The organism is Phytobacter ursingii (assembly GCF_001022135.1).
In the GTDB taxonomy this organism is placed as follows: domain Bacteria; phylum Pseudomonadota; class Gammaproteobacteria; order Enterobacterales; family Enterobacteriaceae; genus Phytobacter; species Phytobacter ursingii.
In genome coordinates this window covers 2,778,995-2,799,052 of the sequence record NZ_CP011602.1, presented here as the reverse complement: position 1 = coordinate 2,799,052, position 20,058 = coordinate 2,778,995, and the positions used below count along the sequence as shown (strand labels likewise).

Here is a 20,058-nt window from a genome sequence, read left to right as displayed (position 1 = left end):
ACCGTGTTTTGCCCCGTATCATACCGCTATACTTGAGCTAACTTAATGGAAAAAAGAGATATTTCCTGGAGGGGCTATGATTCTGGAGCGCGTAGAGATTGTCGGGTTTCGCGGTATCAATCGGCTATCGCTGATGCTGGAACAAAACAATGTCCTGATCGGGGAAAATGCCTGGGGTAAATCAAGCCTGCTGGATGCGCTGACGCTGTTGCTCTCGCCGGAGACGGATTTATATCATTTTGTGCGTGAAGATTTTTGGTTTCCACCGGGCGATATCCAGGGGCGTGAACACCATTTGCACATTATCCTGACGTTTCGTGAATCAGAACCGGGACGATACCGTACACGCCGTTATCGACCACTCCTGCCGTGCTGGGTGGCCAGTGATGATGGTTATCAGCGTCTGTTTTATCGTCTGGAAGGAGAGCTGGCGCAAGATGATAGTGTGATGACGCTGCGTAGCTTTCTTGATGCCCAGGGACAGGCGCTGTTACTGGATGATATTGATGATATGGCACGCCATCTTATCCGTCTGATGCCAGTGCTGCGTCTGCGCGATGCGCGCTTTATGCGACGTATCCGCAATGGCTCGCTGCCGGAGACGCTGGAAGTGGAAGCAACGGCGCGTCAACTGGATTTTCTCTCGCGGGAACTGGTGACCCACCCGCAAAATCTGACCGATGGGCAAATTCGTCATGGACTGTCAGCAATGGTACAACTGCTGGAGCACTATTTTGCTGAACAGGGCAGTGGTCCGTCCCATCAGCGCCTGATGCGTCGTCGTTCTCACGATGAGCAGCGTAGCTGGCGCTACCTCGATATCATTAACCGTATGATTGATAAACCCGGCGGACGTATGTACCGGGTCATCCTGCTGGGCTTTTTTGCGACGTTATTACAGGCTAAAGGGACCGTGCGCCTGGACCGCGATGCGCGACCGCTTTTGTTGGTTGAGGATCCGGAGACGCGGCTGCACCCCATTATGCTTTCCGTCGCCTGGCAATTACTCAACTTACTGCCCTTACAGCAAATTACGACCACCAACTCCGGGGAACTGCTTTCACTCACCCCGGTTGAGCATGTGTGCCGCCTTGTGAGGGAGTCGTCACGGGTTGCCGCATGGCGCCTGGGGCCGGGCGGAATGAACGCGGAGGAGGGGCGGCGTATTGCCTTCCATATTCGGTTTAATCGCGCGTCGGCGTTGTTTGCCCGCTGTTGGCTTCTGGTAGAGGGTGAAACAGAGACCTGGGTGATTAACGAACTGGCGCGGCAGTGTGGGCATCATTTCGATGCAGAAGGGATTAAGGTGATTGAGTTCGCCCAGTCCGGGTTAAAGCCCTTGATCAAATTCGCCAGACGCATGGGGATAGAATGGCATGTGCTGGTCGATGGTGACGAGGCTGGCAAAAAATATGCGGCTACGGTGCGCAGTCTGCTGAACGAGGAACGTGATCAGGTGCGCGAACACTTAACCGAGCTGCCGGCGCTGGACATGGAGCATTTTATGTTTCGCGAGGGGTTTGACGATGTGTATCGCCGTGTGGCGCAGTTGCCTGAAAATGTGCCGATGAATATGCGTCGCGTCATTATCAAAGCGATTCATCGTTCGTCGAAACCGGATTTAGCGATTGAAGTTGCGATGGAGGCGGGGCGGCGGGGCGTGGAGTCGGTGCCGCTACTCCTGCGTAAGATGTTCTCCCGCGTACTCTGGCTGGCACGCGGGAGAGCTGATTAGCGTTGCAAAATCTGACGCATCTGATTTTGTAATGAATCCAGTAATTCATAGCGGCGGCGGTACTCCGCGCGTTTTTTACTGGCGATCTCTTCCATGGTTTTACGCGCTATAAACATGGGCAGGCGGAAGGTCCCCTCGGCGGTATGCTCTCCGCTGAGCGATTCCCAGAAGCTGTCGTAGTCCGCGTGTAACTTGTCCTGCTTTTTCTTACGGTAGCGCCAGCTTTGATAAATATGCGTGTCATTACCGACGGCAATTATCTGCTCGATATCCAGGTAAGACGCCAGTTCCGTACACGCTTCCAACAGCAGGCGTTTCGGAAATAAGCCATGACAACTCTTGGTTGCGGCCTGGATAGCATCATGGGGAACATTCGCTTTTGCGCCCTGTAAGCCGCCGATAAACAGTGTGCGTTTCCCTTCATATTGACACAACGCGAAGGTCATTCCCGCCAGTTGGGTACGCTGTTCATCGCAGAAAACCAGTGTCGCTTCGCCTTCTTTATCCAGCATCGGGTCCGAATAAAAACGGATGGTGTACAGTTCCCCATTTTTGCCGGTTAATTCGGCAAAAGTGATGCCCTGCGGAGTAAAAAAGCTTGAACGCACAGCGGTGGGTAAGCGCGCACAAAGGGTTGTGTAATGATAATCGAGTGCGGCGAGTGTTTTTTTCTCATCGAAAGTTAATGACAGCCACGGGCGATGTAATCGACATGGCAGGCCAGGCTGTGCATTGAGCATGAGTAATAAATCAGGATGCTGCGCCAGGCTAGAGAGCAGTTTTGCGGTACCAAGCGGTTTGAGTAACGAACGCAGTACAAATTTTTGCCGGTAAGATGGATTTTTCCAGGCAAGGCCTGGCGTTAATTTGCCACTGGCAAGATGAAAAAAAAGTTGCCAGCCTGTTTTAACAGAGAGTACTGGTGAAGTGATTCCAGCGATAGTGGACATGACACAAAACTCGAATTGTTATCGTAGTGCCAATATTTCAACAAAATGTATTTCAACACCGAATAAATGAATTATGTGAAAAAAGAGAAGATTCAGTTTCGTTGAGTAAATGTTTAATGAATACTGGCATCAATAGAGTCAGTTTGGATATCTGGAAAAGTTATGAATTTGAAGGGAAGAAGTCGAAAAATCTGGCTGGTGCTGATAGTGCTGTTCGTACTGACGGCAATATGGCTCTTTAAGCAGTTGAATGCACCGGTGCCTCACTATCAAACATTGATCGTTCGCCCGGGCGAGTTGCAGCAGAGCGTACTGGCGACCGGTAAGCTGGATGCGTTACGCAAAGTGGATGTTGGCGCTCAGGTTAGCGGGCAGCTCAAGACGCTGTCGGTCAATATCGGCGACAAAGTTAAAAAAGATCAACTGCTCGGCGTTATCGATCCGGAACAGGCAACAAACCAGATCAAGGAAGTGGAAGCGACCCTGATGGAATTGCATGCGCAACGCCGTCAGGCGCAGGCGGAGCGCAAACTGGCAGCAGTCACGCTCGCGCGTCAGCAACAACTGGCTAAAACGCATCTTATCTCGCGCCAGGATCTGGATACGGCGATTACCGATCTGGCAGTCAAAGAGGCGCAAATTGGCACTATCGATGCCCAGATTCAACGTAATCAGGCGACGCTCGACACAGCGAAAGCCAATTTTGATTACACCCGCATTGTTGCGCCTATGGCGGGCGAGGTGACGGAAATTACCACTTTGCAGGGCCAGACGGTTATCGCCGCTCAGCAGGCCCCCAATATTCTGACGCTGGCGGATATGAGTACCATGCTGGTGAAAGCACAGGTATCCGAGGCCGATGTCATTCACCTCAGGCCGGGACAGAAAGCCTGGTTCACCGTGCTGGGCGACCCGGAAACCCGCTATGAAGGCAAACTGAAGGATATTCTTCCCACGCCGCAAAAAGTGAATGACGCTATTTTTTACTATGCGCGTTTTGAGGTACCTAACCCGCAAGGTATTCTTCGCCTTGAAATGACGGCGCAGGTACATATTCAGTTAACAGGTGTGAAAAATGTCCTCACCGTGCCGCTAGCGGCATTAGGCGATCCGGTGGGTGATAACCGTTACAAAGTGAAAGTGCTGCGTAACGGTGAAGTACGCGACCGTGAAGTGACGTTGGGCGCCCGCAATGATACTGATGCTGAGGTGACAAAAGGGCTGGATGCCGGAGAGGAGGTGGTCATTTCGGAAATCAAACCCGGGGCTAATAAATGACGGTGCTGCTCGAGCTTAAAGATATTCGCCGTAGTTATCCTTCCGGCGACGGGCAGGTGGACGTTCTTAAAGGTATCACCCTTGATATTCACGCCGGTGAGATGGTGGCGATTGTCGGGGCTTCCGGGTCCGGCAAGTCGACATTAATGAATATCCTCGGCTGCCTGGATAAACCGACCAGCGGCAGCTATCGGGTTGCCGGGATTGATATTTCAACACTCAATGGCGATGCGCTTGCCAGACTGCGGCGCGAACATTTCGGTTTCATCTTTCAGCGTTATCATCTGTTATCACATCTTACTGCTGCGCAGAACGTCGAAGTCCCCGCCGTCTATGCAGGCGTTGAACGTAAGGCGCGGCTGGCGCGGGCAAAGGAGCTGCTGGCGCGACTGGGGCTGGGCGAACGGATGGCGTATCCGCCTTCACAGCTTTCAGGTGGGCAACAGCAGCGCGTCAGTATCGCGCGCGCCCTGATGAACGGCGGGCAGGTTATCCTGGCTGACGAACCGACCGGCGCACTGGATAGCCATTCGGGTGAAGAGGTGATGGCTATCCTGCACCAGCTTCGCGATCGTGGCCACACGGTCATTATCGTCACCCATGATGCGGAAATTGCCGCTCAGGCTGAAAGGGTAATCGAAATCCGCGATGGCGAGATAATCACTAATCCTCCCTCTGCGAAGCATGGCGATGCGCCGAAGACGATGCGTACTGGAGCGGAGCCCGGCAACTGGCGACAATTTTCCGGGCGTTTCCAGGAAGCGCTGATGATGGCGTGGCGGGCGATGGCGGCAAACAAGATGCGTACCTTGCTCACCATGCTCGGTATCATTATTGGCATTGCCTCGGTGGTATCGATTGTGGTGGTGGGTGATGCCGCGAAACAACTGGTACTGGCTGATATTCGTGCCATCGGCACCAACACCATTGATATCTATCCCGGTAAAGATTTCGGCGATGACGACCCGCAGTACCAGCAGGCGCTGAAATATGACGATATGGTTGCCATTCAGAAGCAGCCCTGGGTGCGGTCGGCCACACCTTCTGTCTCGCAAAACCTGCGTCTGCGCAGTGGAAATATTGATGTGGCGGCCAGCGCGAACGGCGTCAGCGGTCAGTATTTCAATGTCTACGGCATGACCTTTAGCGAAGGCAATACCTTTAACGGTGAGCAGGAAAAAGGTCGGGCGCAGGTGGTGGTGCTCGACAGCAACACGCGTCGACAGCTGTTTCCGAATAAAGCGCAGGTGACAGGTGAAGTGATTCTGGTGGGAAATATGCCCGCCACGGTGATCGGTGTAGCCGAAGAGAAGCAGTCCATGTTTGGCAGCAGTAAAATTTTGCGTGTCTGGTTACCTTATTCAACCCTCTCAGCACGCGTTCTGGGACAGTCCTGGCTGAACTCCATTACCGTGCGTGTCAATGAAGGTTACAGCAGTGAGCAGGCGGAGCAGCAGCTTACGCGGTTACTGTCGTTACGCCATGGAAAAAAAGATTTCTTTACCTGGAATATGGACGGTGTATTGAAAACGGCAGAAAAGACCACACGTACTCTTCAGCTGTTTTTAACGTTGGTTGCGGTCATCTCTCTTCTGGTTGGCGGTATTGGAGTAATGAATATTATGCTGGTATCAGTAACGGAACGTACCCGTGAGATTGGTATCCGTATGGCGGTGGGCGCAAGGGCGAGCGATGTGCTGGCGCAGTTTTTGATTGAAGCTGTGCTGGTGTGCCTGGTAGGAGGCGGGTTAGGTGTGGCGCTTTCTATGGCTATCGCCTTCACGCTGCAACTGTTCCTGCCGGGTTGGGAGATAGGTTTTTCGCCCGTCGCGTTGTTGACGGCGTTTATCTGTTCAACCTTTACGGGCGTGCTGTTTGGCTGGTTGCCAGCCCGCAATGCGGCGCGACTGGACCCGGTGGATGCGCTGGCGCGAGAGTAAATAAAAATGCCAGTCGACTGGACTGGCATTTTAACTGCGGCATGTACACAATGAAGAAAGCGCCGTCAGGCGACGGCTTCTGCTTCTACAGGCACGATGAGACTGGCATGATTGCCTTTAGGGCCCTGATGTACATCAAACCGGACAGTTTGCCCGGCTTTTAACGTTCTGTAACCATCCATCTGAATGGTGGAGTAATGTGCGAAGATATCTTCGCCGCCGCCTTCGGGGCAGATGAAACCAAACCCTTTGGCATTATTGAACCACTTGACAGTACCCGTTTCCATGCTTCGACATCCTTCGTAAATCTTATTTAAGTAAGATGGAATGAACCGGTGGCAGAGTGTGGGTTTGTTCAAAACCTCGCCAACTCTCGCCTGTACAATTTAGAGAAATCAGGCATCGCGTCAAGCGTTTGGCAGGGGTTCTGCGGGGTGCATCAATCAAAAATTTGAAGCAGTTAACGCTATTGGAGGGGTTTGTGACAGCCGTCGCGGATGACAACGATAGATGATAGTTATCTAACACCTGATGTAGATTAAAAATACATCTAGACTCATGTAATCGGCCGATTGATTTGGGTCGGAACCTGTAACCTAAGATGAAAACTGACGATGGGCAAGACCAATAACTGGCTGGATTTTGACCACCTGGCGGATGAAAAACTGCGTGACGCGCTAAAGCCGCCATCCATGTATAAAGTTATGTTAATGAACGATGATTACACGCCAATGGAATTTGTTATTGACGTGCTACAAAAGTTCTTTTCTTATGATGTAGAACGTGCAACGCAACTGATGCTTACTGTGCACTATCGTGGAAAGGCAATTTGTGGTGTTTTCACCGCAGAAGTCGCGGAAACGAAGGTGTCGATGGTAAATAAATATGCCAGGGAAAACGAACATCCGTTGTTGTGTACGCTGGAAAGAGCCTGAATGCAGGCATAAAACTTGGGGGAGGTGCCAATGCTCAATCAAGAACTGGAACTCAGTTTAAACATGGCTTTCGCCAGAGCGCGTGAGCACCGACATGAGTTTATGACCGTCGAACACCTGTTACTGGCCTTGCTCAGTAACCCCTCGGCCCGCGAAGCGCTGGAAGCGTGTTCTGTGGACCTGGTGGCGTTGCGACAGGAACTCGAAGCCTTCATCGAACAAACCACACCCGTCCTGCCGATGAGTGAAGAGGAGCGCGATACCCAACCGACGCTCAGCTTTCAGCGTGTCTTACAGCGCGCGGTGTTTCATGTTCAGTCCTCCGGCCGTAGCAAAGTCTCCGGGGCGAACGTGCTGGTTGCCATTTTCAGCGAGCAGGAGTCGCAAGCGGCTTATCTGTTGCGCAAACATGAAGTGAGCCGCCTTGACGTGGTTAACTTCATCTCTCACGGCACACGCAAAGACGAGCCGGGACAATCCTCTTCTGATTCAAGCAGTCAGGCGAATAATGAAGAGCAAGCAGGCGGGGAGGAACGTATGGAAAACTTCACCACCAATCTCAATCAGCTTGCTCGCGTCGGCGGAATTGATCCGTTGATTGGGCGTGACAAAGAGCTTGAGCGTACTGTCCAGGTTCTTTGTCGTCGTCGTAAAAATAACCCGCTGTTGGTAGGGGAATCCGGTGTCGGTAAGACGGCCATTGCCGAAGGTCTGGCATGGCGTATTGTGCAGGGTGATGTGCCTGAAATTATGGCTGACTGCACTGTCTATTCGCTGGATATCGGTTCTCTGCTGGCTGGGACAAAATACCGCGGTGACTTTGAAAAACGTTTCAAAGCGCTGTTGAAGCAGCTTGAGCAGGACAGCAACAGCATTCTGTTTATCGACGAAATCCACACCATCATCGGTGCGGGTGCCGCGTCAGGTGGACAGGTGGATGCCGCTAACCTGATCAAACCGTTGCTCTCCAGCGGTAAGATTCGCGTGATGGGGTCGACGACGTATCAGGAATTCAGCAACATTTTTGAGAAAGACCGCGCGCTGGCGCGTCGTTTCCAGAAAATTGATATTACTGAACCTTCTGTCGAAGAGACCGTGCAGATTATCAATGGGCTGAAACCGAAATACGAAGCACACCATGATGTGCGTTATACCGCGAAAGCGGTGCGTGCGGCGGTGGAGCTGGCGGTGAAATACATTAACGATCGTCATCTGCCGGATAAAGCGATTGATGTGATTGACGAAGCAGGCGCGCGTGCACGACTGATGCCCGTCAGCAAGCGTAAAAAAACCATCAACGTGGCGGATATTGAATCGGTGGTAGCCCGCATCGCGCGTATTCCTGAGAAAAGCGTGTCGCAAAGCGATCGCGATACGCTGAAAAATCTCGGCGATCGCCTGAAAATGCTGGTCTTTGGACAGGATAAAGCCATTGAGGCATTAACCGAAGCCATTAAGATGAGCCGTGCGGGGCTGGGCCATGAGCATAAGCCGGTCGGTTCTTTCCTGTTCGCCGGTCCTACCGGGGTCGGGAAAACCGAAGTGACGGTCCAGCTTTCTAAAGCCCTGGGCATCGAACTGCTGCGTTTTGATATGTCCGAATATATGGAACGTCATACGGTCAGCCGTTTGATTGGTGCACCTCCGGGATATGTCGGCTTTGATCAGGGCGGCTTACTGACGGATGCGGTCATTAAACATCCTCATGCGGTGCTGCTGCTTGATGAAATCGAGAAAGCACATCCGGATGTCTTTAACCTGCTGTTGCAGGTCATGGATAACGGTACGCTGACCGATAACAACGGGCGCAAGGCGGATTTCCGCAATGTGGTGCTGGTGATGACCACCAACGCCGGCGTACGTGAAACCGAGCGTAAATCCATCGGTCTTATCCACCAGGATAACAGCACCGATGCGATGGAAGAGATCAAAAAGATCTTTACGCCGGAATTTCGTAACCGTCTGGACAACATTATCTGGTTCGATCACTTGTCGACTGAGGTTATTCATCAGGTGGTCGACAAATTTATCGTCGAGCTCCAGGTGCAGTTGGATCAGAAAGGCGTGTCGCTGGAAGTTAGCCAGGATGCCCGCAACTGGCTGGCAGAAAAAGGCTATGACCGCGCGATGGGGGCTCGTCCAATGGGACGCGTTATCCAGGATAACCTGAAAAAACCGCTCGCTAATGAATTGCTGTTTGGTTTATTGGTTGATGGTGGCCAGGTGACGGTAACGCTGGACAAAGAGAAAGATGAGCTGAAATATGACTTCCAGAGCGCGCAGAAGCATAAACCGGAAGCAGCACATTAATCTTACCGCCTGAAATAAAAAACCGGACTGATGTCCGGTTTTTTTATGCGCAACATACTGACGTTGATGTTGGCTACATCCCAATAAAGTGGGGCGCATCGTATTCAGAAACGAAAAAAGCCGGACTGCGCGTCCGGCTCTCAAATTCTTGCACGTGCGTGCGTCAACAATTAACGGCTACGGAAGACAATGCGGCCTTTGCTCAGGTCGTACGGGGTCAGCTCAACTGTCACTTTGTCGCCCGTCAGAATGCGGATGTAGTTTTTACGCATTTTACCGGAGATATGCGCAGTGACCACGTGACCGTTTTCCAGTTCTACGCGGAACATAGTATTAGGCAACGTTTCCAGAACGGTGCCCTGCATTTCAATATTGTCTTCTTTGGCCATCTAATCCTCGGGGGTATCACTACCATATTTTTTTGAACCGGCAAGATAATGCCGAAGTTCGTCTGTTAAGTAAAGATTTGTGCGATAAAACGCAGCAAAGCGGCTTTTGCGCATTACCCTCACGCCACACTCACGGCACGCAATAAGCGCAACGTGTAAAGGGGAACGAAGAAGGAAATGAAGGACGTCCCTGATACAAGCTTTCCCGAATGGTGGCGGGGTAACAGGCAGAAGCTGCTCTGAGCGTCCATTATAACACCCTGATAAAAAATGTGCCGAAAACATTCATCAGGCGGGTAAAAACAGTTCCCTGGGGACCCAGAAATGGGACGGAAGCTTTTGCAGGCGTAGCTCTCTAAGCCATTCAAGGTACTCGCGTCGCGGGATTTCCACTGCTCCAAGCGAGGCTGTATGGGCGTTCAGCACCTGACAATCAATCAGTTGACCACCATCGCGAGCGAAGGCATGGCTGAATACCATCAACGCGGTTTTGGATGCGTTAACACGGCGGCTGAACATCGACTCGCCGCAAAACAGTGTTCCCTGCGACACGCCGTACATGCCACCGACCAGTTCATCCTTCTCCCAGACCTCAATTGAATGGGCATATCCCAGCTCATGCAGACGGTGATAAGCGAGCACCACGTCCGGTGTTATCCAGGTTCCCTCATCGCGATCTTCTGTACAACCGTCGATTACCCGCCCAAAGGCATGATTGATCGTAACGCGATAGGGGGAGGACTTGTGAAAACGTTTCATACTACGACTGACATGAAACTCTGCGGGCCACAGCACGGCACGTGGGTCCGGCGACCACCAGAGAATGGGATCGCCAGGCGAGAACCACGGAAAGATGCCGCGCTGGTATGCTATCAGTAGACGGGCAGGGCTAAGATCCCCGCCGAGTGCCAACAAGCCATTTGGTTCACGCAGCGCCGCTTCCGGCGAGGGGAACGCTAAGGTATGACGAGACAGCTGGACCAGGCGCATGACACAACGCTCCACAACGCAACAAGGAATACCCCATATATATCGTCACTTCCAGCACAGCACTTTAGCATCTTCCCATGAAGGGAGGCTGAAAAGGACGACATACATCGACTACAGACGTTGCTTAAACTGGTAGTATCGACCCTGTTTTGCCATTAACGCTGCGTGATTACCTTGCTCAATTATTTGTCCGTTGTCCATCACAATTATCTGATCAAATCGACTCAGTCCGCGCAGGCGATGTGTCACCATGAGCACCGTTTTTCCCTGCATCACTTCTTCAAGCAACTCAAGAATTTGGCTCTCAGTGGCGGCATCAAGCCCTTCGGTCGGCTCATCCAGCAGGACCAGCGGCGCATCGTGTAATAACGCCCGTGCGATAGCCAGACGGCGAAGTTCGCCGCCGGACAGTTGACGACCGCCTTCACCCAGCCAGGCATTCAGGCCGCTGTCATCAAGTAATTTCTCAAGACCCGTACGGTTAAGTACCTCAGTCAGGACTTCATCACTTGCCTGAGGGGCGGCCAGCAACAGATTATCGCGCAGCGTTGCGCTGAACAGATGTACACGCTGCGGTACCATGCTGATACTCGCACGTAGCGCCGTTTCACTATAGTGCGTAAGCGGCACTTCGTTGAGCAATACTTCCCCGTGCTGTGGATCCCAGGCACGCGTCAACAACTGAAGCAGCGTTGATTTACCGCAACCTGTGCGCCCCAGCACGGCAACATGTTCGCCAGCGCTGATAGACAGATTAATGCCATTGAGCGCCTTTTGCGGTTGCTCAGGATAGCTAAATGAGATCTCCTGCAGGCGTACATTGACCGCTGCAGGCACCATCATTGGGGACTGGGGAAACTGTACTTCGGGAGGGCAGTCGGTAATTTGCGTAATACGTACCGCTGAGGCGATAACCTGTCCAAGATGCTGGAATGCACCTGTGACCGGGGCCAGTGCTTCGAAAGCAGCTAAAGCACAGAACACGAAAAGGGCGATAAGCGCGCCTGGCTGAGTGTTATCACCTACGCTGCCTGAGGCAAACCACAGCATAGTCAGCACGGCAAGCGCACCAATCAGTAACATCACAGCCTGGGACGCAGCGGTCAGATCGGACTGACGGCGCTGGGCGTCATGCCAGCTCAATTCTGTATTTTCCATCTGTTCGCGGTAGCGCTGGCTGGCACCGAAAATTGCGAGTTCAGCTTGACCCTGCAGCCAGGTGGTTAATTGCTGGCGGTATTGCCCGCGAAGCTGCGTCAGACTTTCGCCGGTGGGTTTCCCGGCACGATAAAAGAGCGGCGGCAGGATAATCAGCGTGGCCAGCATAATGCCACCCAACATCAGCGCCAGTGAGACGTCCAGTACGCTGAGCCCCACGGTAACCACGGCAATCACAACGAGTGCGCCGACCAGAGGCGAGATGACGCGCAGATACAAGTGGTCAAGCGTGTCGACATCTGCAACCACGCGATTAAGTAACTCACCCTGGCGAAAACGTGACAGGCCGGCAGGAGAAAGCGGCAACAACTTGCTGAATGTGGTGACGCGCAAATGTTGCAGCACGCGGAATGTCGCGTCGTGACTGACCAGCCGCTCAAAATAGCGCCCGGCAGTACGGGTAATTGCGGCACCGCGGACTCCCGCTGCCGGGAGCATGTAATTAAAACTGTAAAGTCCGGCGGCACCGACCACCGCTGAGGCAGATAAAAACCACCCGGACAAGGTCAGCAGGCCGATACTGGCCAGCAGTGTAACAATCGCGAGGATCACACCCAGTAACAGCAACCAGAAGTGGCGTTTATACAAAGCGAGATAGGGCAGAAGTGCGCGCATTTAAATGTCCTCCTGGCGATGGGCGAGGAGCGCGGCAAAGGCACCCCGCGCAGCGGAGAGTTCCGCGAAAGTCCCTTGTTCGATGATCTTTCCATCATCCATGACCCAGATTGCGCTCCAGTCAGCCAGCCCTTCTGGCTGGTGCGTCACCATCAGCGTTGTCTGGTTCAGGGACGCGTCATTAAGTGCTTGCATCACGCGCTGTTCACTGTGCGCGTCGAGACTTGCGGCGGGTTCATCCAGCATCAGTAACTGGCATCGGTTAAGCAGAGCGCGGGCAACGGCAACACGCTGGGCCTGGCCTACGGACAGACGCGTTCCCTGATCGCCACAAGCTGTCTCCAGCCCCTGGGGTAACAGCGGTAAAAATTCGCTCACCCAGGCTTTATCCAACACGGCCTGTAATTCAGCGGCGCTGGCATCCGGGCGTGACAGGAGGATATTTTCCCGTAATGTGGTGGCCGGAAGCTGCGGGTTTTGCCCGACCCAACTGATAAGCTGGCGCCAGCTATCCGGATTCACGTCTCGCAGTTCAATGCCGTTCACCCGCAAGGAACCGTCATAGGACAGGAATCCGGAAAGCGCATTCACCAGCGAACTCTTACCGGAGCCGCTTTTTCCCACCAGCACCACGCGCTGCCCGGCTGGCAGCGTAAAATTCAGTGGTCCGGCAAGTATGCTGCCTTCTGGCGATTTGATAACCAGGTCTTCCGCCGTAATGCTTATCGCCTCATCCGCTTTTAGCGTGATATCACCACGCTGCGGATGGGAAAGCGGAGCTTCCATAAAAGTTTTCAGGCTGTCAGCGGCACCAATAGCCTGGGCTTTCGCGTGGTAGAATGTCCCCAGATCGCGCAGCGGCTGGAAGAACTCTGGTGCCAGAATCAGGGCCAGGAAACCGGCAAACAGCGTTACGCCTGTGCCGTAATGACCAAAATTGAGTTCGCCCAGGTAAGAGAAACCAAAATAGACCGCCACCAGGGCAATGGACAAGGAGGTGAAAAACTCCAGTACACCGGAGGAGAGGAACGCCATACGCAGGACTTCCATCGTACGGCTGCGAAAATCCTCGGAGGCCTGACGAATATTTTCCGTTTCCGCTGCGCCACGATCGAAGATACGCAGCGTTTCCATACCGCGTAAGCGGTCAAGGAAATGGCCGCTCAGACGCGCCAGTGCTTTGAAATTGCGTCGGTTCGCATCGGCCGCGCCCATCCCCACCATCGCCATGAAGATCGGAATAAGAGGGGCGGTTGCCAGCAAAATCAGGGCGGCGGCCCAATTAATCGGAAAGAGAGTAATGACAATCAGCAACGGCACGCTGGCGGCCAGCGCCATTTGCGGCAGATAACGCGCATAAAAATCATGCATATCGTCAATTTGCTCAAGGATAAGCGTAGCCCAACTGCCTGCGGGTTTACCCTGAATCCAGGCTGGACCGGCTTGCTGGAGCCTGTCGAGCACCTGGCGGCGTATTTCGAAACGGATGTGTACGCCAGCATGAAAACCGACGCGCTCCCGCAACCAGACGACCCAACTGCGTAAAACAAAAATCAGCACCAACAAAGCAAAAGGCAGCAGCAATGCTTCGCGCGGGATATTTTCCATAATCATATGATTCAGGATTTTGGCGAGTATCCAGGCCTGGGCAACGATAAGAACGCCACTGACCACGCCCAGCAGGCGGGACATCATAAGCCAGCGACGGGAAATGACACTTTGCTGTTTTAGCCAGCGGGTTAACTCTTGTTGACGGGTTTTATTCATTGCGCGCTTTGCAGGTAAAGTTATCGAAATTTTTGAGCTTCGCAATGTTACATCGACGCAAAAATAAAGGCGACTTATAGTCGCCTTATTTACCTTTGTTACTGAGTTGTAACGTTTATTTACTTTGCGCTAACCCATCGAGGTAGCGTTCAGCATCCAGCGCCGCCATACAGCCGGTACCGGCTGAGGTGATCGCCTGACGGTAAATATGATCCATCACGTCACCTGCAGCGAAAACGCCTGGAATACTGGTCTGGGTGGCGTTGCCATGAATACCGGACTGCACTTTGATGTAACCATTTTCCAGTTCCAGCTGACCATCAAAAATGGCAGTGTTCGGGCTGTGACCAATAGCGACAAACAGGCCGGCGACATCGAGTGATTCAATGTTATCCGCATTTTCGGTATCGCGAATACGCAGACCGCTCACGCCCATCTGATCGCCCGTCACCTCTTCCAGGGTGCGGTTGGTATGCAGCACGATGTTGCCGCTGGCCACTTTGTCCATCAGGCGTTTAATCAGGATTTTTTCCGCGCGGAAAGAATCGCGGCGGTGGATCAGATGTACCTCAGAGGCGATGTTTGCCAGGTACAGTGCTTCTTCAACGGCGGTGTTACCTCCACCGATGACCGCGACTTTCTGATTGCGATAGAAGAAGCCATCACACGTGGCACAGGCAGAAACGCCGCGGCCTTTAAATGCTTCCTCAGAAGGCAGACCTAAATAACGCGCGGAGGCGCCGGTGGCGATAATCAACGCGTCACAGGTATATTCGCCGCTATCACCGATAAGGCGGAACGGACGATTTTGCAGATCAACCTTATTGATATGATCGAACAGAATTTCGGTATCAAATTTTGCGGCATGTTCATGCATCCGCTCCATCAGGAGCGGCCCGGTCAGATCGTGCGGGTCGCCCGGCCAGTTTTCCACCTCAGTGGTCGTGGTGAGCTGACCGCCTTTCTCCATACCAGTAATTAATACTGGCTCCAGGTTTGCACGCGCAGCGTAGACCGCAGCGGTGTATCCCGCAGGCCCTGAACCAAGGATAAGCAGCTTACTGTGTTTGGCCGTACCCATGAGATCCTCATTATTGTTTGGCAGACATGGGGCTGGATTGTAGGGAATTTACTGACGTAAAAAAAGGGCACAACAGTTTTGTTAACGATATGTGTAATAGATGGCACTAATCATTTAACACTGAGTGAGATCCTAAATATAACAATTTCTACTGAAAATCGGACCGTTATAAGGTGATTAAATGAGTATTGCCTAAGGGTGATGATGAATATCTGGCATGTTGTACTAAAAAAAGATGTTTTGCTTTGACAATCCCCTGCGCTTTTGCGAAAACATCAAAGGAAGAAAAAAAGCAGTGTTTCACGCATGATGCAAATTCATGCATGTAAATACCATTTTTACCGGGCTAGCGAAATCTACGCATGGCGTGGACAGACGCCATTCGTGATGTCGATAGCTGCCGTAAGGCAACGGACTTCTTAATGCAGACCCTGGGATTACACGCGGTATTTTCATTTTCAACCCGCGAGTAAAGCGACGGGCAAAGACCCTGAACAGTGAAGTGCGCAGGGTCAAGACAGGAGTAGGGAAGGAATACAGAGAGACAATAATAATGGTAGATAGCAAGAAGCGCCCTGGCAAAGATCTCGACCGCATTGATCGCAATATTCTGAACGAATTGCAAAAAGATGGGCGTATTTCCAACGTCGAGCTTTCTAAACGAGTGGGACTTTCTCCTACGCCGTGCCTTGAGCGCGTGCGCAGGCTGGAAAGACAGGGCTTCATTCAGGGCTACACAGCGCTGCTGAACCCGCATTATCTGGATGCATCACTTCTGGTATTTGTTGAGATTACTCTGAATCGTGGCGCACCGGATGTGTTTGAGCAATTTAACGCCGCAGTACAAAAACTTGAAGAAATTCAAGAGTGTCATTTAGTATCCGGTGATTTCGACTACCTGTTGAAAACACGCGTGCCGGATATGTCTGCTTATCGCAAACTGTTGGGGGAAACCCTGCTGCGACTGCCGGGCGTGAATGACACCCGTACTTATGTGGTGATGGAAGAAGTCAAACAGAGCAATCGTCTGGTTATCAAGACGCGCTAATACGGAACAGGTGCAAAATCGGCTTTTTTTGATTACACTCCTGTTAATCCATACAGCAACAGTGCCGGGGTTACCCGGCGCTGTTGTCCGTTTTAGCTGGAGAGCCTTACTTGAGCCAGGAATACACAGAAGACAAAGAAGTCACACTAACCAAGCTAAGCAGCGGGCGTCGACTCCTTGAGGCGTTGCTGATCCTCGTTTCTCTGTTTGCCGTCTGGTTAATGGCGGCGCTCATTAGTTTTAATCCTTCCGATCCCAGTTGGTCGCAAACGGCATGGCATGAACCCATACATAATCTGGGTGGCGCGCCGGGTGCGTGGCTTGCGGATACCTTATTCTTCATTTTTGGCGTTATGGCTTACACCCTGCCGGTCATTATTATCGGTGGTTGCTGGTTTGCTTATCGACACCGTGCCAATGAAGACTTTATCGATTATTTCGCCGTTTCGTTACGTCTTATTGGCGCGCTGGCGTTGATCCTGACCTCTTGCGGCCTTGCGGCCATCAATGCTGACGACATCTGGTATTTCGCCTCTGGCGGCGTCATCGGTAGTTTGCTGAGCACGACGTTGCAACCGCTACTGCATAGCAGTGGAGGCACCATCGCCTTGTTGTGCGTCTGGGCGGCCGGACTAACGCTGTTTACGGGCTGGTCCTGGGTGACTATTGCTGAAAAACTGGGCGGCATAATCCTCGGTATTCTCACTTTCGCCAGTAATCGCACGCGCCGTGACGATACCTGGGTTGATGAAGAAGAATACGAAGAAGAAGAGGAATACGACGACGAACCCGCGGCCCCGCGCGAATCGCGTCGTGCCCGTATTCTGCGTGGTGCACTGGCCCGCCGTAAGCGCGTCGCGGAGAAATTCGCCAATCCAATGGGGCGTAAAACCGACGCGGCATTATTCTCCGGAAAAAGGATGGATGATGATGAAGAGGACATTGCCTATAGCGCACGCGGTGTCGCAGCAGATGTTGATGATGTCCTGTTTTCAGGCCATCGCGCCACTGAGTCTGATATCGATGCTTACGATCCGCTTTTAAGCGGACAACGCGCAACCGAACCTGTTTCGGCCGCCGCGGCAGCCATGACAGCGGCACAGGCGTATGCTGCGCCAGCCGCTCCGGTGGTGCAGCCTCCGGTAGAAACCACACCATGGCAGCCCGCTCCCGCCGACTCTGCGGCGCAATATGAGCCCGAGCCAGAACAGGTTCCACTTTCACACTATGCTGCACCAGCACAGAACAATGAGTGGCAGCCAGAAGCACCGCCGGTTGCGCCTCAGCCGCAGGCATATCAAGCATGGCAGGAGCGTCCATACGAAGAACCCGCTTACGAAGAGCCCGTGCCAGCGCCAGCGGTTGAGCCTCAGGCGGTCGAAGAGGTGAAGCAGACGCGCCCGCCGCTTTACTATTTTGAAGAGGTTGAAGCCCAGCGTGCGCGTGAGCGTGAGCAGCTTGCCGCCTGGTATCAGCCGATCCCGGAACCGGTAGAAGAACCGACACGCTCAGCCCCACCAGCGATGACCTCTGTTCCTGCCGCGCCGACAACGCCCGTTGAATCCAGGGTCATGCCAGCAGCGACCCCTGTTGCAGCGGGAGCAAAAGATGCCGCAGCGGCAATGGCTACTGCCCCGGTATTCAGCCTGGCGGATGGTGGTGCTGCCCGCCCACAGGTAAAAGAGGGCATTGGCCCACAATTGCCGCGCCCGAATCGCGTCCGCGTACCTACCCGGCGTGAACTGGCTTCCTATGGCATCAAACTGCCATCACAGCGCATGGCGGAAGAGCGCGCGCGTGAAGCAGAGCGCCAGCAACATGGTGCGCTGAATGATGACGATGCGGATATATTGCATCAGCATGAGCTGGCACAACAGTTCGCGACCAGTCAGCAGAACCGTTATGGTGATGAGTATCAGCACGATACGACAGCCCCCATCCTTGATGAAAGTGAGGCCGAACAGGCTGAACTGGCGCGTCAGTTTGCCGCCAGCCAGCAGCAGCGCTATGCCGGTGAGCAGCCCAAAGGTGCGCATGCCTTTGCGGCCGATGATTTTGCGTTTTCGCCGTTTAAAGCGCTGGTGGATGATGGCCCAGGTGAGCCCTTGTTTACGCCAGGCGTGATGCCTGAGGCTGAACCACCAACACAGCAGCCCGCTGCAAATTATTCTGCACAGCCTTCCGCACCTGTACATGCGCAACCTGCCACTGCCAGACCGCAAGCGCCTGCGCCGCAGGAAAGCCTTATTCATCCGCTGTTGATGCGTAACGGTGACAGCCGCCCATTGCCCAAACCGACAACGCTGCTGCCTTCCCTGGATCTCCTGACGCCGCCTCCGGCTGAGGTCGAGCCGGTTGACACCTTTGCGCTGGAGCAGATGGCCCGTCTGGTAGAAGCGCGGCTGGCCGATTTCCGTATCAAAGCAGACGTAGTGAATTACTCTCCGGGTCCGGTTATTACACGTTTCGAGCTGAACCTGGCGCCGGGTGTTAAGGCCGCGCGAATTTCTAATCTTTCGCGTGACCTTGCGCGTTCACTGTCGACTGCGGCGGTTCGTGTTGTCGAAGTGATTCCAGGTAAACCTTATGTTGGTCTGGAGTTGCCAAACAAAAAGCGTCAGACCGTCTATCTGCGTGAAGTGCTGGACTGTGTGAAATTCCGCGAAAGCCCGTCGCCCTTGACTGTCGTGCTGGGCAACGATATCGGCGGTGAGCCGGTGATTGCTGATCTGGCCAAGATGCCGCATCTGTTAGTCGCGGGGACCACGGGTTCCGGTAAATCCGTTGGGGTTAACGCTATGATCCTCAGCATGCTTTATAAAGCACAGCCGGAAGACGTGAAATTCATCATGATCGACCCGAAAATGCTGGAACTTTCGGTGTACGAAGGGATTCCGCATTTGCTGACGGAGGTGGTCACCGACATGAAAGACGCCGCCAACGCATTGCGCTGGAGTGTTAATGAGATGGAGCGCCGCTATAAACTGATGTCGGCGCTTGGCGTGCGTAATCTGGCGGGTTATAACGAAAAAATTGCCGAGGCGGCGAAAATGGGGCGCCCGATCCCCGATCCATACTGGAAACCGGGTGACAGCATGGCGATTGAACATCCGGTGCTGGAAAAACTGCCGTATATCGTTGTGCTGGTAGATGAGTTTGCTGACCTGATGATGACCGTGGGTAAAAAGGTGGAGGAACTGATCGCTCGCCTGGCGCAGAAAGCGCGTGCCGCGGGTATTCACCTGGTGCTGGCGACACAGCGTCCCTCTGTTGACGTCATCACCGGTCTGATTAAAGCCAATATCCCGACCCGTATTGCTTTTACCGTGTCGAGCAAAATCGACTCCCGAACTATCCTCGACCAGGGCGGGGCTGAATCGCTGCTGGGCATGGGGGACATGCTTTACTCAGGGCCAAACTCGACAATGCCGGTACGTGTTCATGGTGCGTTTGTGCGTGATCAGGAAGTGCATGCCGTGGTGCAGGACTGGAAAGCGCGCGGTCGCCCGCAATATATTGACGGTATTACCTCTGATAGCGAAAGCGAAGGGGGCGCAGGCGGTGGCTTTGACGGTGGAGAAGAGCTGGATCCGTTATTCGATCAGGCGGTTAATTTCGTCACCGAAAAACGCAAAGCCTCCATCTCTGGCGTGCAGCGTCAGTTCCGTATCGGTTATAACCGTGCGGCCCGCATTATTGAGCAAATGGAAGCGCAGGGCATCGTCAGCGAGCAGGGGCATAATGGCAACCGTGAGGTGTTAGCACCCCCGCCGTTTGAGTGATTGCAAAGATCGGTAAAGCC

14 protein-coding genes are annotated in these 20,058 nt (G+C 53.3%); 7 read left to right on the top strand and 7 right to left on the bottom strand.

The window, feature by feature from the left end:
* Positions 1–76 precede the first annotated feature (76 nt).
* Complete coding sequence (locus AB182_RS16680) at positions 77–1,735, top strand: ATP-dependent endonuclease (RefSeq protein WP_047371074.1); 1,659 nt, start codon at positions 77–79, stop codon at positions 1,733–1,735.
* Here AB182_RS16680 and AB182_RS16675 read toward each other — a convergent pair.
* Positions 1,732–2,685 carry a VirK/YbjX family protein gene (locus AB182_RS16675; RefSeq protein WP_047371073.1) on the bottom strand — a complete coding sequence of 318 codons (954 nt, stop codon included), beginning with the start codon at positions 2,683–2,685 and terminating at the stop codon, positions 1,732–1,734. The genes AB182_RS16680 and AB182_RS16675 overlap by 4 nt on opposite strands.
* Before the next feature lie 162 nt (positions 2,686–2,847).
* Here AB182_RS16675 and macA point away from each other — a divergent pair, with 162 nt between their 5' ends.
* Positions 2,848–3,963 carry a macrolide transporter subunit MacA gene (gene macA, locus AB182_RS16670; RefSeq protein WP_047371072.1) on the top strand — a complete coding sequence of 372 codons (1,116 nt, stop codon included), beginning with the start codon at positions 2,848–2,850 and terminating at the stop codon, positions 3,961–3,963.
* A complete protein-coding gene (macB, locus tag AB182_RS16665) occupies positions 3,960–5,903 on the top strand; it encodes a macrolide ABC transporter ATP-binding protein/permease MacB (RefSeq protein ID WP_047371071.1) in 1,944 nt (647 codons plus the stop codon). Before macA ends, macB begins: the two co-directional genes overlap by 4 nt.
* Before the next feature lie 65 nt (positions 5,904–5,968).
* Here macB and cspD read toward each other — a convergent pair whose 3' ends face one another.
* Positions 5,969–6,190 (bottom strand): cold shock-like protein CspD, encoded by a 222-nt coding sequence (cspD, locus tag AB182_RS16660; protein ID WP_039078525.1) that lies wholly within the window; start codon positions 6,188–6,190, stop codon positions 5,969–5,971.
* Between the two features lie 327 nt (positions 6,191–6,517).
* Here cspD and clpS point away from each other — a divergent pair, with 327 nt between their 5' ends.
* Together clpS and clpA are read left to right on the top strand one after the other, a co-directional pair.
* Positions 6,518–6,838 (top strand): ATP-dependent Clp protease adapter ClpS, encoded by a 321-nt coding sequence (gene clpS / locus AB182_RS16655; protein WP_039078526.1) that lies wholly within the window; start codon positions 6,518–6,520, stop codon positions 6,836–6,838.
* Positions 6,839–6,868: 30 nt separating this feature from the next.
* Positions 6,869–9,148, top strand: a complete 2,280-nt coding sequence (gene clpA, locus AB182_RS16650) for an ATP-dependent Clp protease ATP-binding subunit ClpA (RefSeq protein WP_047371070.1) — start codon at positions 6,869–6,871, stop codon at positions 9,146–9,148.
* 170 nt (positions 9,149–9,318) lie between these two features.
* On the opposite strand, the gene infA is transcribed toward clpA, so the two are convergent.
* The 5 genes from infA to trxB all read right to left on the bottom strand — a co-directional run bounded on the left by infA (position 9,319) and on the right by trxB (position 15,208).
* On the bottom strand, positions 9,319–9,537 hold the full coding sequence (gene infA / locus AB182_RS16645; protein ID WP_001040187.1) for a translation initiation factor IF-1: 219 nt from the start codon (positions 9,535–9,537) through the stop codon (positions 9,319–9,321).
* A gap of 288 nt (positions 9,538–9,825) precedes the next feature.
* A complete protein-coding gene (gene aat, locus AB182_RS16640; RefSeq protein WP_047371069.1) occupies positions 9,826–10,527 on the bottom strand; it encodes a leucyl/phenylalanyl-tRNA--protein transferase in 702 nt (233 codons plus the stop codon).
* Positions 10,528–10,638: 111 nt separating this feature from the next.
* The gene (gene cydC / locus AB182_RS16635) at positions 10,639–12,360 is read right to left on the bottom strand and encodes a heme ABC transporter ATP-binding protein/permease CydC (protein WP_047371068.1); all 1,722 of its coding nucleotides are present in this window, start codon (positions 12,358–12,360) and stop codon (positions 10,639–10,641) included.
* Positions 12,361–14,127 (bottom strand): heme ABC transporter permease/ATP-binding protein CydD, encoded by a 1,767-nt coding sequence (cydD, locus tag AB182_RS16630; RefSeq protein WP_047371067.1) that lies wholly within the window; start codon positions 14,125–14,127, stop codon positions 12,361–12,363.
* A gap of 115 nt (positions 14,128–14,242) precedes the next feature.
* A complete protein-coding gene (trxB, locus tag AB182_RS16625; protein ID WP_039078531.1) occupies positions 14,243–15,208 on the bottom strand; it encodes a thioredoxin-disulfide reductase in 966 nt (321 codons plus the stop codon).
* Positions 15,209–15,761: 553 nt separating this feature from the next.
* On the opposite strand from trxB, the gene lrp reads away from it, so the two are divergent.
* Positions 15,762–16,256, top strand: a complete 495-nt coding sequence (gene lrp, locus AB182_RS16620; RefSeq protein ID WP_000228469.1) for a leucine-responsive transcriptional regulator Lrp — start codon at positions 15,762–15,764, stop codon at positions 16,254–16,256.
* Between the two features lie 110 nt (positions 16,257–16,366).
* Positions 16,367–20,038: a DNA translocase FtsK 4TM domain-containing protein gene (locus tag AB182_RS16615; protein WP_047371066.1), complete on the top strand. Its 3,672-nt coding sequence runs from the start codon at positions 16,367–16,369 to the stop codon at positions 20,036–20,038.
* Positions 20,039–20,058 lie beyond the last annotated feature (20 nt).

What these genes read in the sequence shown, in the direction of transcription:
- aat (WP_047371069.1), bottom strand. Translation starts at nt 10,527, where the DNA reads ATGCGCCTGGTCCAGCTGTCTCGTCATACCTTAGCGTTCCCCTCGCCG.
- macA (WP_047371072.1), top strand. Translation starts at nt 2,848, where the DNA reads ATGAATTTGAAGGGAAGAAGTCGAAAAATCTGGCTGGTGCTGATAGTG.
- macB (WP_047371071.1), top strand. Translation starts at nt 3,960, where the DNA reads ATGACGGTGCTGCTCGAGCTTAAAGATATTCGCCGTAGTTATCCTTCC.
- cydC (WP_047371068.1), bottom strand. Translation starts at nt 12,360, where the DNA reads ATGCGCGCACTTCTGCCCTATCTCGCTTTGTATAAACGCCACTTCTGG.
- trxB (WP_039078531.1), bottom strand. Translation starts at nt 15,208, where the DNA reads ATGGGTACGGCCAAACACAGTAAGCTGCTTATCCTTGGTTCAGGGCCT.
- clpS (WP_039078526.1), top strand. Translation starts at nt 6,518, where the DNA reads ATGGGCAAGACCAATAACTGGCTGGATTTTGACCACCTGGCGGATGAA.
- cspD (WP_039078525.1), bottom strand. Translation starts at nt 6,190, where the DNA reads ATGGAAACGGGTACTGTCAAGTGGTTCAATAATGCCAAAGGGTTTGGT.
- clpA (WP_047371070.1), top strand. Translation starts at nt 6,869, where the DNA reads ATGCTCAATCAAGAACTGGAACTCAGTTTAAACATGGCTTTCGCCAGA.
- infA (WP_001040187.1), bottom strand. Translation starts at nt 9,537, where the DNA reads ATGGCCAAAGAAGACAATATTGAAATGCAGGGCACCGTTCTGGAAACG.
- AB182_RS16675 (WP_047371073.1), bottom strand. Translation starts at nt 2,685, where the DNA reads ATGTCCACTATCGCTGGAATCACTTCACCAGTACTCTCTGTTAAAACA.
- lrp (WP_000228469.1), top strand. Translation starts at nt 15,762, where the DNA reads ATGGTAGATAGCAAGAAGCGCCCTGGCAAAGATCTCGACCGCATTGAT.
- AB182_RS16680 (WP_047371074.1), top strand. Translation starts at nt 77, where the DNA reads ATGATTCTGGAGCGCGTAGAGATTGTCGGGTTTCGCGGTATCAATCGG.
- cydD (WP_047371067.1), bottom strand. Translation starts at nt 14,127, where the DNA reads ATGAATAAAACCCGTCAACAAGAGTTAACCCGCTGGCTAAAACAGCAA.